Here is a 14,935-nt window from a genome sequence, read left to right on the forward strand (position 1 = left end):
CTGTCCATGATCGTTCTTCTGCGCATCTAACTCTGTTCTGGGTTCCCTGCAAGATAAGATTTTGATGGTAACACCAAAAATCTCCCTGCCTTCATTGCTGTGCGCCCCAAAAGCATGGGAAAGCCCATGATTGAACGGTTCGCAAGGGATACTTCAACTTTCAATTTGTGATGCCCGACAACAATATGCGTCGACACAACAAACCGTTTCTCGGCTTTTCCGTTTGATGAACGAATCTCGCGACGCTCGACCAAAGGTGCAAGACACTGGATTCGACCATGCCCGTCGCCACGGTAATGCGGCAAGGTGAACGCAACAAAGTCACGACCATCGCGTTCAACCTGTGTCGGGTTTAACGCATGTAACGACGATGTCCGCGCCCCTGTATCAACCTTGGCCTTGATCAAGGGAACGTCAAGGTCCGGAAGTCCGATCCATTCGCGCCACCCCAAAACATGACCGCCGTCAATCAGGGTATCGGTCTGGGCTTTCAAGGATGGTTTTACATTAAGACGTTGTGGGCTCACATGCACTGTCCGTTGGTTGAAAGTGCCTTGAATATAACGCTAATCGGCTGATCGACCTATGAATTTAACGCAAAAGGCCTATTCAGGATCAAAGCGATACCGTGCCGTTACGACGGATTTTGCATATCTTCGATAACCCCGCGCACCAGCGGCAGCGTCACCGCACGCTTTTCGGCCAAGGCCCGGCGATCAATTGCCGCGACCAGTTCGCTTAAGGAGGCAAAGGATCGCTCGATACGCGGCAGAATATAACTGATGGTTTGCGGGCCTGCCTGAATTTGCCGATCGGCAAACAGCTTTAACAACAACCCAACAATCAGATCATCATCGGGCGGCGAGATTTCGCAGACCAACGCTGCGCCCAGACGTGATTTCAGATCGGGCAAATCGACCTTCCAGCGTGCCGGTGGCTGGGTTGCGGTCAGCAATAAATGCCCACGGCGTTCTTTAAGCATATTGTAAAGGTGAAAGCAGACCTTTTCATCAATGCCGCTATCGGCATCTTCAATCACAAGACCCTGCGCATCCCCCAACAACGTGTCGGGATTGGCATCACGCAAATCAGACGCCGCAACGCTCAAGGCCGCAGATCGCGCCCGCCACACTTCGGCCAGATGACTTTTCCCGCACCCCTTTGGCCCATACAGGCACAAAGCCGGCACCGGCCATTTCGGCCATTGGTCAATCCATGCAACGGCTTCGCGGTTACATTGGGCAACCATGAAATCATCCCGACCAAGTGCTGGACGCATTTCAAGCGCAAGCGGCAATTGCTGCGGGGCAGCCTCTGCCATCACAGCATCGGGCAAAGCCTGTGCATCCGCACCTGACTTGGTGGTTTTATCCGCCGCTATCTGTTTGCCCCGGGTCACTGTGGTTTCATTTCTCGCCGTTTGCGACCGCACCATCATCGTCATGGTCCGGTCCATGGTCATATAACCGACTGTCGAGATACTGCCTTAAGCTATAACGCACAAGCACACCGATCACCGCCGCCACCGGAACGGCAAGCATCACGCCAAGCAATCCAAATACCGCAGCACCGGCAAGCAAGGCAAACATCACCCAGACCGCATGCAGTCCGACTTTGTCGCCAACCAGCTTGGGGGTGAGGAAATTACCTTCCAATATCTGGCCAATCCCGAACACAAGGGCGACCAGCCCCAGATCAACCCCGAAGCCAAACTGCGCGATGGCAACCCCCATGCCAACCGCAAACCCGGCAAACATGCCAAAATACGGCACAAAGGATACAAGCCCGGTCATCAACCCGATGACAAAGCCAAACTCCAGCCCCACAAGGGTCAGGCCAAGCCCGTAAAACAGACCAAGCAAGACGCAAACTGTCGCTTGCCCGCGCACGAAACCGGCAAGGGTTTCGTCAATCTCGCGGGCACATTGGCGGATATCGGTTGCGGATCGGCGCGGAAGATAACTATCGACCTTGGCAACGATCCGGTCCCAATCGCGCAGCAAATAGAACGACACGACCGGGGTAATAAACAGCAAACTGACAAAGTTCAGCAACGCCAACCCGCCCGAAAGCACATTGGTCAAAACATTGCCGACCCATTTAAGCGCATTGGCACTTTGTCCCTTTACCGCATCAGAAACACTTTGCAGGGTTTCCGGCGCAACGCGGTCAAGGATGTGCTGCAAATAAGGCGCGACATTGGTGCGCAACGCATCAACATAACCCGGCAACCGTTCAAGGAACCCGGCCAGCTGGCTGCCAATCATGGGCACGACAAGCAAAAGAACCAGAACAAAAACAAGGAAGAACAACACCGTGATGATGCTGGTCGCCACCGTTCGGCTTGTGCCGCGTTCTTCAAGCCTGTCTGCCAGCGGATCAAGGAAATAGGCAATCGCCATCCCGGCGACGAATGGCAAAAGAATGCTTGAAAACAGCCAGACCAGGAAAAAGAACCCGATCATGAAAATAAGCCAGAATCGTGCCTGTTGACCCAACCTCATGTCTGGTTCCCCTTTGATGTCCAGACGCCCGAAACGTGTGGCGAAAAATACTGATGGATGTCGGTCCCCTGCCCGATGGGCAAGGGTAATCTCGTTACCCGCCCAACGATAAGCCCTGCAACCGGTCAGATCCTGTTGGCTGAATGAACCACAATTCACCCATCCGGCTCAGATTAAGGTTCTGCTGATTAAGGGCTGTCTGAAGCTGATCAGTCGAGCCAACGAATTCCAGTGACAATTGCACTTCCCGGCGCGACATGGCGACAACACGCGAATTGCGCACCACCGGCAATCCGACCAGTTTGTCCTCGATCTTGGCCCAGTCTTGCAGACCCGTGATCGGAATAAACACCATCAAGCTGGCACCCGTGCTGTAATTGATCAGGTTGGCGCGTTTCCAGCCATCTGCCAATTGATCCTGTACGGACTTTGCCGCCCGCACCAACGCTTCTTCAAGCGTCTCATCGGGCAAGGTGCTTTCCTGCACGCCAAAGACCTGCGGCGCACCGTTGGGATCATACCGCGTGACCGAAACATTGACGGTTTCACCACCGGTTGGTCCTGAAATTTCGGCACTGGCAACCACGGCAACATCCGCGCCATAACGTTTTGCCAACATCGACAACTGGTCCATTGCCCCGTTTTCCGCCTGCTCGGCCGAAACCGTGCCAATATCGGTCAGATCACCAATCGGCGCCTTGATCGGCACCAGCCCGGATGTCGCGATATTCCGCGACCAGACTTCACGCCACGGATTGGGATCATCCCACAAAGTGACATAGCCGGACGTGCGATAGACCGGCACAATCATCACCGGTTTGGACTGCAATTCCGCAAATGAAATATCGCGGAACCGCAAATAGCGCCGCAATTCGTCATCTTTGAACCGAACGGTCATATCGGCGATATAGCGTACAGACGATGTTTTCTCGTCCGAAACACCGAAATCGCGCACCATATTGGTGATCTCGATTGTGTCCGGTAACGCAAGCCCGGCGCGGTCTTCCGGCAGGGTCAAGCGCGCAACCACTTCTTCAAATGCGCGACGCTGACCAATTTCAAGCGCCTTTTCACGTGCGGCGGCGGCGGTTTCTGCACTTTCATCGACATGAACACCGCTAACGGTAAAAATGTCCTGCGCGAAGGCAGGAAATGCCATCATCGCCGAGATGGTGACGGCGCCAGCCAACAACTTGATATTTTTCAATGAAGTAAGCACGTATGCCTCTTTGCCCTAATCGTATCTTGTTGAATTTTATGTAATGCTCTTTGTGGCATGTTGCAGGCATTCTGCAAAGAAAAGTCTGTCATGCGCAGGTGATCATTGCATATTGTCCGCGTTTGAGTATTTTCGGCCCAGCGGAAATTATCAAGCCCGCGTTTTTTATCAGTAGGACACAGCTTGTTTCTTACATCTGATTAAAGACGTCAGTAAGGCGGATTGGTCGAACAGTAGCATATTTGCTACGACCCGGACCGCAAGTGACAGTTGGAAGTCGGGACGTACTGATGAAAAACGCGGGTTATGCCGCCCATTTTTCACGCATGCTTGATGCCAAGGATCACCATTATGACCGCCTCTAACGGCCTTACCTATAAGGACTCCGGTGTCGATATCGATGCTGGCAATGACCTTGTTGAACGCATTAAACCGCTTGCAAAAGCAACCACGCGCGCTGGTGTTTCCGGTGGCCTTGGCGGTTTCGGTGCCTTGTTCGATCTCAAAGCGGCCGGTTACAATGATCCGGTTCTGGTTTCTTGTACCGATGGTGTCGGCACCAAACTCAAAGTCGCCTTTCTGGCCGACAAACACGACACCGTTGGCATCGACCTTGTCGCCATGAGTGTCAATGACCTTGTCGTTCAGGGGGCCGAGCCGCTTCTGTTCCTTGATTACTTCGCAACCGGCAAACTGTCGGTCGATAACGCCGTAAGCGTGGTTGGCGGCATTGCCGAAGGCTGCAAACAGGCGGGCTGTGCATTGATCGGTGGCGAAACCGCCGAAATGCCGGGCATGTATGCCGATGGCGAATATGATCTTGCCGGTTTTGCTGTCGGGGCGGCGGAACGTGGTGAACTGCTCGATGGTTCCAACGTGTCCGAAGGCGATGTCATCCTTGGCCTCGCTTCAAGCGGTGTGCATTCCAACGGTTATTCGCTGGTCCGCAAGGTTGTCGATAAGGCTGGCCTTGGCTACGGCGATGATGCCCCGTTCGCACCGGGCAAAACCGTTGGCGAAGCATTGCTTGAACCTACCAAGATTTATGTCAAAAGCTGCCTTGCCGCGCACAAAGCCGGTCTGGTCAAGGCCCTTGCCCACATTACCGGTGGTGGCCTGACCGAAAACGTGCCGCGTGTTCTGCCCGAAAACCTGACCGCTGTGTTTGACGCCAGCACGTGGGAATACCTGCCGATCTTTAAATGGTTGGGCGAACAGGGTGGCATTCCGGCCACCGAAATGGCGCGTACCTTTAACTGCGGCATTGGCATGTGTGTTGTTGTTCCGGCGGATAAAGCAGATGAAGCCGAAGCACTGCTGCGCGAACACGGCGAAACCGTCAGCCAGATCGGCGTGATCGGTCCGCGTGCCGGTGATGGCCCACAGGTCGTGATTAAAAACATGGCCCGTTCATGGGAAAAGTAACCAAGCTAAAACTCGCCGTTCTGATTTCAGGCGGCGGGTCAAACCTTCAGGCCATTCTGGATGCCTGCAAGTCGGCGGATTATCCCGCCGAAGTCGTTCTGGTCTTTTCAAACCAGACCGATGCAGGTGGCCTGACCCGCGGACGCGACGCCGGTATCCGGTCCGAAGCCATCTCGCACAAAGGCTATCCCGGCGGACGCGAAGCCTATGACGCAGCAGTCAGTGCCCTGATCGAAGAAAGCGGTGCGGACCTTGTGGTTCTTGCCGGTTACCTGCGCTTGGTCAGTGAAAGCTTCGTGACGCGCTGGAAAGACAAACTGATCAATATTCACCCCTCCCTTCTGCCAAGCTTCAAGGGCCTGCATGTGCATCAGGCGGCCCTGGATGCCGGGGTGAAATTTGCCGGTTGCACCGTGCATTACGTCGTCCCCGAAGTTGATTCAGGACCAATCATTGCACAGGCCGTCGTTCCGGTCCTTCCCGGCGATGACGCAGGCAAACTGGCCCAGCGTATTTTGCGTCAGGAACATAAAATCTACCCACAGGTCATCCGCTGGATCGCCGAGGGGCGTGTATCGGTTGATGGCAAGGGCATTGTAACCGTCGCCGATGCAAAACCGGCCGAAATGGCTGAACTCAACCCGGTGCTTGAACCCGGCTGAAAGAACCTTTGGCGCAGATTTAGCGGTTGGTATAAAGGGTGGGCTTAAGTCCACCCTTTTTCTTTGTACGTTCAGATGAGGCCCCGCTGGCCGGTGAAATCCGCCGCCACAAGGTTTGACAAACGCCTTTACCCTCATTGGGTGTAACAAATATGTATAAAACATTCTCAGGTTTTATCTTGCCAAACCAGTGATTTATGCAAATACTAATTATTCAACTTCCAGAAAATGGAGCTTTTTGTCAGGTTGAATGCATCCAACTCTTTTTGCCGTCCGTATAATCAGAAGTAGTTATACGAATACGGTTATTGCAACCTGCACTACGCCGCATCGTTGACAACCAAATCAAAAAAACGCCAAAGACGATCTGCGACACCCAAGAATCCCGCATGGAAGACGAGGCGCCCCTTTCCGGGGCACGAGCATCCGGGAGACACGCCCTGTCTCCTGGTCCAAAAGGACATCAAGGGAGCTACCAATGCGATCCAAACTTACAGCAGGACTAATGGCCGTGGGTATTGCCTCCACCGCCCTGTCCGGCATGGCCATTGCACAAGACACCCAAAAACCCAACATTCTCTTCATCGTGTCCGATGACACCGGATATGGCGACACAGGCCCTTATCTGGGTGGTGAAGCGCGTGGCATGCCAACCCCCAATATCGACAAGCTGGCCGACGAAGGCATGATGTTTACATCCTTCTATGCCCAGCCAAGTTGCACACCGGGCCGCGCGGCCATGCAAACCGGGCGCATCCCGAACCGTTCGGGCATGACCACTGTTGCGTTCCAGGGTCAGGGCGGCGGCCTTCCGGCAGCCGAATGGACACTGGCCTCTGTCTTGAAAACCGGTGGGTATGACACCTACTTCACCGGCAAATGGCATCTCGGCGAAGAGGATTACGCCCTTCCCAATGCCCAAGGCTACGACATTATGAAATATGTCGGCCTCTATCATCTCAACGCCTACACCTATGCTGATCCGACATGGTTCCCCGACATGCCCGACGATCTTCGTAAAATGTTTGTCGATGTAACCAAGGGTTCGCTCTCGGGCAAAGCCGGTGAAAAACCGGTCGAAGATTTCAAAATCAACGGCCAGTATGTCGATACCCCCGACGAGGGCGTGGTCGGCATTCCCTATTTTGACGGCTATGTTGAAAAGGCCTCTATCGAGTTCCTTGAAACAGCCGCCAAGAAACCTGACACCCCCTTCTTCATCAATGTGAACTTCATGAAAGTTCATCAGCCGAGCATGCCGCATCCCGACTTCCAGCATAAATCGATTTCCAAATCGAAATTTGCGGATTCTATCGTCGAACTTGATGCGCGCATCGGCAACATCGTCAACAAGCTCGACGAATTGGGCCTTAAGGACAACACCATCGTCTTCTGGACCACAGATAATGGCGCATGGCAGGACGTATACCCCGATGCGGGTTACACTCCGTTCCGCGGCACCAAGGGTACGATCCGTGAAGGCGGCAACCGTGTCCCGGCCATCGTCCGCTGGCCCGGCCATGTTGAGCCCGACACCAAAAGTGCAGCGATTGTCGGTGGTCTTGATCTGATGGCAACCTTTGCCTCGGTTGCCAATATCGAACTCCCCGAAAACGACCGCGAAGGCGAACCGATCATATTCGACAGCTACGACATGACCCCGGTCTGGAAAGGCACAGGGGAATCGGAACGCGACGCATGGTTCTATTTCACCGAAAACGAACTGACCCCGGGTGCAGCCCGTGTTGGTCATTACAAGGCGGTCTTTAACCTGCGCGGCGATAATGGTGTTGCCACCGGCGGTCTTGCTGTCGACACCAATCTTGGCTGGAAAGGCCCGGAAAGCTATGTCGCGGCTGTTCCTCAGATCTTTGACATCCTTCAGGATCCTCAGGAACGCTACGATATGTTCATGAACAACTTCACGGAACGCACCTGGTATTTGCCGGTGATCAACGAAGAAGTGACCAACTTGATGAAAACCTACATCGAGTACCCACCGCGCAAGGCACAAAGCGAAGTCTATACCGGCCCGATCACACTCAGCCAGTATCAGCGGTTCAGCTATGTACGCGATGCATTGAAAAACGAAGGTTTCAACATCGGTCTTCCGACCGGAAACTAATTCTGCAAAGCCGAACACCCACCCCGTTGCAAAACGGGGTGGGCTTCGCCGTGAAAACTTGTTTCTGAAAGGACTTATCCCATGGGATTCAAGTCAGTTTTTCATATTCTGGGCACTGCCATCCTGACACTCGGCCTGTCGGCAACAAGCACTTTGGCCCAATCCGATCCGCTTTCCGCGTGGAATGAGGGTACAACAAAACAGGCAATCGTTGACTTCGTCACCGCTGTCACCACCGACGGCAGTGCCGATTACGTGGCCCCTGCCGACCGGATCGCAACATTTGACAATGACGGCACACTCTGGAGCGAACAGCCCATGTATGTGCAGCTTGCCTTCGCACTCGACCGCGTCAAGCAGATGGCCCCCGATCACCCCGAATGGGCCGAAACCGAACCCTATAAATCGGTCCTTGCCGGCGATCTCAAGGGGCTGGCCGCAACCGGTGAAAAAGGCGTTCTCGAACTGGTCGCCGTCACCCATGCCGGCATGACCAGCGATGAATTTACCAAAATCGCATCTGACTGGATCGCAACCGCAAAGCACCCCAAAACCGGCAAGCTGTATACCGAAATGGTCTATCAGCCGATGCTGGAGCTGATTGACTATCTTCATGACAACGACTTCAAGGTCTTCATTGTGTCAGGTGGTGGCATTGAATTCATGCGCCCATGGACCGAAAAGGTTTATGGCATTCCCGCCGAACGGGTTGTCGGATCGTCGATCAAAACCGAGTTCAAGGTGGTTGACGGCGAACCGGTCATCACCCGTCAGGCGGCCCTTAACTTCCTTGATGACAAGGAAGGCAAGCCGATTGGAATTCTGAACCATATCGGCAAACGCCCGATTGCCGCCTTTGGCAATTCGGATGGCGATTACCAGATGCTGCAATGGGCAACCGCTGGTGATGGCAAACGGTTTGGCCTTATTGTGCATCACGACGATGCCGACCGCGAAGTCGCCTATGACCGCAAATCGGTCTTTGGCAAACTTGATAAGGGGCTGGACGAAGGACCTGCACTGGGCTGGACAATCGTCAGCATGAAAAATGACTGGAAACAGATTTATCCGACCCCATAAGCGATGACAGGGTCCCCTGTCTGCCCCACAATCATCGGGACCGGTCAAATGAGGCCGGTCTGGGAGCATACCCGTTGAAAATATTGTACGCAGGTTCTGCACTCGTTGTTGTCGGTGCTTTAAGCGCAGCCGCCTTCTGGTATTCCCAAAAAGACGATCAATTCGTCCGTCTTGATGGCGGCACCTTCCTGATGGGATCGGACCGTCATTATAAGGAAGAACGCACCGCCCATCAGGTAACGGTCGAACCGTTCGAGATACAAAAGACCGAAGTCACCAACGCCGAGTTCGCAAAATTCGTTGCCGAAACAAATTACCTTACCACGGCGGAAAACGACCTCGACCCGAAAGACTATCCCGGTGTTGACCCTTATTTGCTAAAAGCCGGTTCCATGGTCTTTGCCCAACCGTCCGACCCGGTCGACAGTCAGGATTTCCGCAAATGGTGGCGCTATGTTGCCGGGGCAAACTGGCAGCATCCGCTGGGCCCCGACAGCACAATTGACGGAATGGACAATCACCCGGTTGTTCAGATTTCCCCCGAAGACGCCGCAGCCTATGCCAAATGGGCTGGCGGTCGCCTTCCGACCGAAGCCGAATGGGAATTCGCCGCCCGTGGCGGGCTGGAAGATGCTGACTATACATGGGGCAAAGACTACGACCCGTCTCAGGGCTGGAAAGCCAATACTTGGCAGGGTGCCTTTCCCAATACCGACACCAAGGATGACGGTTATCACGGAACGGCCCCTGCCGGATCGTTCTCCCCCAACAATTACGGCCTGTTTGACATGGCTGGAAATGTCTGGGAACACGTTTCGGACTGGTGGGTTCCTTTCCACACTGCTGGCGCAAAAACCAACCCGCAAGGCCCAGATATGACGATGGCAGCCCGCTTTGCCAATCCGGCATTCGGCCCGATGCATGTTGTAAAGGGCGGATCGTGGCTTTGCGCTCCTTCTTACTGTCTGCGATACCGTCCTGCCGCCCGTCAGCAGGCCGAAACAAGCCTAAGCACAAATCATATCGGCTTTCGGATCGTCAAAGACGTCACCCCGTAAACCCGTGACATCCCAAATACCCATCACCCGTCAACGGGGGATGCCTTGATCCGCCGCATCATTTTCACCAACGTTTTAAGGGCGGATTTTTCCGCCCTTTTTCATGGCCGAACTTGCGCCGAACCAATTTCACACCAGATTACGCGTGCCACTTACCTTATCCACCGATCCCCAAAGGCGCCCCGATGAAGAAATCCGTTCGCAATGCCGTCCTTGGCCTCATGCTTGTGTCCCTCACCCTGCCGATCGGCCTGTCGCTTACCCACAGCACAGCTCAAAGTGCAGCCCAAACCGCGGCCCAAAGCGCGACCCAAACTGCAAGCTGGCGCGAAACCAAATGCGCGCTTTATCAACAGCACCGCGATGAAACCCGCGCAACAATGCCCGAAAACACAACAAGTGCGCTGTTTGATGATCAAGAAACCGCCTTCATCGCATCTGGTTGTACCCAACGCAGTTACGTTTGTCCCAACAGTCCGGGCGAACTTGATTATGCCAACCTGATGGCGGTCAAATTGATGAATGAAGGTGCCACCGGATCGTTTCTGCCCTTTGCCTGCAAGGAAACCGGCAGATAAGCCGGTGTGATCTTGGTCAAAGGAATAATATCAACGGTTAATTGACATCTTGCACTGCACCAACTTCGTGGATATACATTTGAAAAATCCCAAAGTGCAGGAGGCAAGTTTGCAGGGTAACGATTACGAACTCACCGAAACCCACGTCGATATCTATAACGGCTATACCGCGTTTATGAAATGGGGCACCATTTCAGTGATCGCCATTCTGATCCTGATGGCAATCTTCCTTCTGTGATCTGCCAACCGGCATTGATCCGGGATGATATCCGAATTTAAAAGCTGCCGAATTTCGGCAGCTTTTTTTATGCTCAGATCGTATCGCTGTCATATGTGATCATATCAAATCCCTCGTCATCGCTTGGCGGTTCGAACCCGGCACAGATTTGATGAAACTGCGCGTCACTGGCGGCAAATTGATGCGTCCCGGCAAGGTTGCGCGCACGTAACCTCTGCATGCAAATATCTTCATCCAGATCAAGAAAATGCAGCTTGTGCCCTGCCCCGACATCTTCAAACACACTGCGCATCCAGTTGCGCGAACGTATTGTATTTGCTTGGAAATCCAGCACAACAGACACCCCGCCAAGCAACAACATGCTGATATGCGGCCCCATCACCGCACGCAGCTTGGCCGACAGGCGCACATAGTCCCCGACCGACTGCATCTGATCGCCAAACAGGGTCGAAAGCCATTCATCTTCGGCAATCAAAACCGTACCGGGTTTACGTGCCAGTTCGGCCGCCAATGTCGATTTTCCCGCAGCAATTTTGCCGCACATCATATGCAGCATTGGCGTTACACGGTCAGGTGCGCTGCGCGGATTTCGGGGATGGGTTAATTCAGATTGCGGCATCGATGTGTCTCCTGTTTCGGACTTGGCCGGGAGACAGCCACAAAAAACCCGCCTCTCCGGCGGGTGGTATCACTTGGTCAAAACGCTCCTACCCCGCCTATCTATGAAAGGCGGTAAAAATTCGTGCGGTGTGAAGGGTCATGACGTTTTCCATCCGAAAATGATGGCACAGGCATTTAAGCTTGTCCAGCTCTTCGCAGCGCACAAAAAGACATCAAAATAAAACCTATTCACCCATAGGTTAAATGACGCTAAGATTTATCCGTTATCTTTGCGTGATAACGGGGGTGCCATGCCCCCAAATATTCCGAAACAATCGGGGAGGAAACAATGCAAGGAAGCGATTACGATACCGATCTTGTCGCCGTACACGAAGAAGGCTGGCACCACTGGACCAAGTTTATGCTTTGGAGTGTGCTCTCCATCGCGGTCTTGCTGCTTTTGATGGCCGCATTCCTGATAGATTGAAGAATTATAATTATCCAATTCGCCATAAAAAAACGCCCCGCAATTTGCGGGGCGTTTTTCGTTCCGGATGGACCGGAATGGGTATTCTAACGCTTAGCCGACGATTTCGGTCTGTGCGAAGAAGTATGCAATTTCGATTGCAGCATTTTCAAGCGAGTCCGAACCGTGGACCGAGTTCGCTTCGATGGATTCTGCAAACTGTTTGCGAATGGTGCCTTCCTCGGCATTTGCCGGGTTGGTTGCGCCCATTACTTCGCGATACGTCGCAACAGCGTTTTCGCCTTCCAGAGCCTGGACAACAACCGGGCCGGAAATCATGAAGTCTACCAGTTCGCCGAAGAACGAACGTTCTTTGTGAACTGCGTAGAAACCTTCAGCCTGAGCGCGGGTCAGAGCGACACGCTTCTGCGCAACAATGCGCAGGCCGGCTTCTTCGATGACGGCATTGATTTTGCCAGTCAGATTGCGGCGCGTTGCGTCCGGCTTGATGATCGAAAGAGTGCGTTCGACAGCCATTGGTTTCACCTAGCTACTTATAAAAAATTTTACCCCAAGACGGGTCTGCAGAAGATAAAGGAACATACATAAGCATTCCCTTATCATCTACAGACCCAAAGGTTGGCGCTATATAAACGGGGATTGACCGCAACGCAACAGATAGTTCTGCCCGCGCAATCCAGACCTGCGGTAGGTGCATCCGTCCACACTGCGCAATCAAAACGCCCCGAAACCCGCAAAACTGCGATTTTCCCGACAGTTGCATCGACCCGCATGTTCCCCGATCACCAGCCGTTACACTTTCAAGAAACCTTGATTCTATATGCACTCTGCCCTATTGAAGGCACAGAATTCCTGACGATTCCCCGGAACCGACCAAGAGAACGACCGAAAAAATGCTCCAAATTACCGATCTCACCTATCGCATTGGTGGCCGCGTCATTCTTGACCAGGTTTCCTTGACCATCCCCGCTGGCCACAAAGTTGGCCTGATCGGGCGCAATGGTGCGGGTAAATCCACCCTGCTCAAACTGATTTCCGGGGAACTGGCCACCGATGGCGGCGATGTGCGCCTGTCCAAGCGCGCCCGCATGGGGGTTGTCTCCCAGGAAGCGCCGTCTGGCAGCCGATCCTTGCTTGAAACCGTTCTGGCAGCCGATACCGAACGCGAATCCCTTCTGCAAGAAGCCGAAACAACCACCGATCCCAACCGGATTGCCGAAGTCCATACCCGCCTTGCCGATATTGATGCGCACACCGCCGAAGCGCGCGCTGCATCCATCCTTTCGGGTCTTGGCTTTGATGCCGATGCGCAACAACGTGCCTGTGATGACTTTTCCGGTGGCTGGCGGATGCGTGTGGCCCTTGCCGCCACCCTGTTCCTGCGCCCTGATCTGTTGCTGCTCGATGAGCCGACCAACCACCTTGATCTTGAAGCCACCATCTGGCTTGAAAACTATCTGATCAATTATCCCGGTACGATCATTCTGATCAGTCACGATCGCGATCTTTTGAACCGTGCGGTCAAAACCATCGCCCATCTCCATGATGGTACGGTAACCCTCTATGGCGGCAATTACGACAAATTCGCCAAGACCCGGCGTGAACAGCTTGAACTTGCCTCCAAGCATTACGACAAACAGATCGCCCAGCAAAAGCACCTGCAATCCTTTATCGATCGCTTCCGGGCCAAGGCCAGCAAAGCCAAACAGGCCCAAAGCCGTATCAAGATGCTGGAGAAAATGGGTCCGGCGATCCCGGTTGTCGAAGATCGCGGCATTTCGTTTGACTTCCCAAGCCCGAAAGAACTACCACCGCCCCTGATCAATATTCACGAGGGCGATGTTGGCTATACCGAAGGCAAGCCGGTCTTGCGCAATATCAGCCTGCGCATTGATATGGATGACCGCATCGCGCTTTTGGGTGCGAACGGGAACGGTAAATCGACCCTGGCAAAGCTTCTGGCTGACCGCTTGCAGCTGATGTCGGGTGAAAAGGCATCATCGAACAAACTGCGCATCGGCTATTTTGCCCAGCACCAGACCGATGAGCTCCGCGGCGATGAAACCCCCTATCAGCATATGGCATCCCTGATGCCCGATGTGATCGAACATAAAGTCCGCGCCCAGTTGGGCCGCTTTGCCTTCGAAGGCCAGAAAGGCGACACCAAGGTCAAAGACCTTTCCGGTGGCGAAAAGGCGCGTTTGCTGTTTGCGCTCATGACCCTTGATGCCCCGCATATGCTCATCCTCGATGAGCCGACCAACCATTTGGACATCGACAGCCGCGATGCGCTCAACCATGCGCTGAATGCCTATGAAGGTGCGGTGATTATCATCAGCCACGATCCATATTTGATCGAAGCCTGCGCGGATCGTCTTGTTCTGGTTTCTGATGGCACAGTCTCCGCCTTTGAAGGCGACGTTGCCGAATATCGTCAATATCTTCTCGACCGTGCCCGCATGGAACGCCGTGCCAATAAAAACGGCAACGACGACAGCAACGGCACTTCCAACGGCAACGGCAAAGACGCCAAACGCGACCGTAAGGCCGAACGCCAACGGGCCGCGGAAAAACGCAAAGTCGCCGCCCCGGTCAAACGCGAAGTTCAAAAGCTTGAAGCTGACATGGAAAAACTGTCAGCCAAAAAGACCAAGATCGAACTCGATATGGCCGACCCGACCCTTTACGAAGACGCCAATGCCGACAAACTGGCCAAAACCCGCCAAGAGCTTTCGAAAGTCGAAAACGACCTCGCCATGGTCGAACAGAAATGGATCGAAAAGCAGGAAGAATATGACGCGATGGTGGCCTAGCCGCAGCATCGTAGCTTTGAGAAATGCACAACAAAAAGGACAGGTCGGAAATTTCCAGCCTGTCCTTTTTTATGCGCACCTCGCCCAACCAATTACAGTGATTTAGACTTTCACATTACGCATTGATGTTTAACCCTCTTTTCCCA

Annotated in this window: 15 protein-coding genes; 9 read left to right on the forward strand and 6 right to left on the reverse strand. The window is 53.7% G+C overall.

The genetic code is table 11. The features are described 5' to 3' along the window. Positions 1 to 26 precede the first annotated feature (26 nt). From RIC05_RS19925 to RIC05_RS19940, 4 genes are all read right to left on the reverse strand, one after another. Positions 27 to 527, reverse strand: coding sequence for an ATP-dependent zinc protease family protein (locus RIC05_RS19925; RefSeq protein ID WP_350044190.1), 501 nt, complete (start codon positions 525 to 527; stop codon positions 27 to 29). A gap of 107 nt (positions 528 to 634) precedes the next feature. After that, positions 635 to 1,444, reverse strand: coding sequence for an HdaA/DnaA family protein (locus RIC05_RS19930; protein WP_350047147.1), 810 nt, complete (start codon positions 1,442 to 1,444; stop codon positions 635 to 637). After that, positions 1,407 to 2,504: an AI-2E family transporter gene (locus RIC05_RS19935; RefSeq protein WP_350047148.1), complete on the reverse strand. Its 1,098-nt coding sequence runs from the start codon at positions 2,502 to 2,504 to the stop codon at positions 1,407 to 1,409. The genes RIC05_RS19930 and RIC05_RS19935 overlap by 38 nt, the downstream gene beginning before the upstream one ends. A 94-nt stretch (positions 2,505 to 2,598) precedes the next feature. Next, a complete protein-coding gene (locus RIC05_RS19940) occupies positions 2,599 to 3,723 on the reverse strand; it encodes a DUF2066 domain-containing protein (RefSeq protein ID WP_350047149.1) in 1,125 nt (374 codons plus the stop codon). A 351-nt stretch (positions 3,724 to 4,074) separates the two neighbouring features. Here RIC05_RS19940 and purM point away from each other — a divergent pair, with 351 nt between their 5' ends. The 7 genes from purM to RIC05_RS19975 all read left to right on the forward strand — a co-directional run bounded on the left by purM (position 4,075) and on the right by RIC05_RS19975 (position 10,889). After that, entirely contained in the window at positions 4,075 to 5,148 is a 1,074-nt protein-coding gene (gene purM / locus RIC05_RS19945) for a phosphoribosylformylglycinamidine cyclo-ligase (protein ID WP_350047150.1), read from the forward strand. Next, a complete protein-coding gene (gene purN / locus RIC05_RS19950; RefSeq protein WP_350047151.1) occupies positions 5,136 to 5,810 on the forward strand; it encodes a phosphoribosylglycinamide formyltransferase in 675 nt (224 codons plus the stop codon). Before purM ends, purN begins: the two co-directional genes overlap by 13 nt. 478 nt (positions 5,811 to 6,288) lie before the next feature. Then, on the forward strand, positions 6,289 to 7,935 hold the full coding sequence (locus RIC05_RS19955) for an arylsulfatase (RefSeq protein WP_350047152.1): 1,647 nt from the start codon (positions 6,289 to 6,291) through the stop codon (positions 7,933 to 7,935). An 81-nt stretch (positions 7,936 to 8,016) separates the two neighbouring features. Then, entirely contained in the window at positions 8,017 to 9,015 is a 999-nt protein-coding gene (locus RIC05_RS19960; protein ID WP_350047153.1) for an HAD family hydrolase, read from the forward strand. Positions 9,016 to 9,089: 74 nt separating this feature from the next. After that, the gene (locus RIC05_RS19965) at positions 9,090 to 10,073 is read left to right on the forward strand and encodes a formylglycine-generating enzyme family protein (RefSeq protein WP_350047154.1); all 984 of its coding nucleotides are present in this window, start codon (positions 9,090 to 9,092) and stop codon (positions 10,071 to 10,073) included. A 185-nt stretch (positions 10,074 to 10,258) separates the two neighbouring features. Further along, positions 10,259 to 10,651 (forward strand): hypothetical protein, encoded by a 393-nt coding sequence (locus RIC05_RS19970; RefSeq protein WP_350047155.1) that lies wholly within the window; start codon positions 10,259 to 10,261, stop codon positions 10,649 to 10,651. Between the two features lie 79 nt (positions 10,652 to 10,730). Next, entirely contained in the window at positions 10,731 to 10,889 is a 159-nt protein-coding gene (locus RIC05_RS19975; RefSeq protein ID WP_350047156.1) for an aa3-type cytochrome c oxidase subunit IV, read from the forward strand. 73 nt (positions 10,890 to 10,962) lie between these two features. Here RIC05_RS19975 and RIC05_RS19980 read toward each other — a convergent pair whose 3' ends face one another. Further along, positions 10,963 to 11,508 carry a P-loop nucleotide/nucleoside kinase family protein gene (locus RIC05_RS19980; protein WP_350047157.1) on the reverse strand — a complete coding sequence of 182 codons (546 nt, stop codon included), beginning with the start codon at positions 11,506 to 11,508 and terminating at the stop codon, positions 10,963 to 10,965. Between the two features lie 330 nt (positions 11,509 to 11,838). Here RIC05_RS19980 and RIC05_RS19985 point away from each other — a divergent pair, with 330 nt between their 5' ends. After that, entirely contained in the window at positions 11,839 to 11,976 is a 138-nt protein-coding gene (locus RIC05_RS19985) for a hypothetical protein (protein WP_350044180.1), read from the forward strand. A gap of 93 nt (positions 11,977 to 12,069) precedes the next feature. On the opposite strand, the gene ndk is transcribed toward RIC05_RS19985, so the two are convergent. Then, the gene (gene ndk / locus RIC05_RS19990; RefSeq protein WP_022734236.1) at positions 12,070 to 12,492 is read right to left on the reverse strand and encodes a nucleoside-diphosphate kinase; all 423 of its coding nucleotides are present in this window, start codon (positions 12,490 to 12,492) and stop codon (positions 12,070 to 12,072) included. Between the two features lie 377 nt (positions 12,493 to 12,869). Between ndk and RIC05_RS19995 the strand changes: the two genes are divergently transcribed. Continuing rightward, a complete protein-coding gene (locus tag RIC05_RS19995; RefSeq protein ID WP_350047158.1) occupies positions 12,870 to 14,789 on the forward strand; it encodes an ABC-F family ATP-binding cassette domain-containing protein in 1,920 nt (639 codons plus the stop codon). Positions 14,790 to 14,935: the final 146 nt, after the last annotated feature.

This window comes from Thalassospira sp. (genome assembly GCF_040218635.1).
Taxonomy (GTDB): domain Bacteria; phylum Pseudomonadota; class Alphaproteobacteria; order Rhodospirillales; family Thalassospiraceae; genus Thalassospira.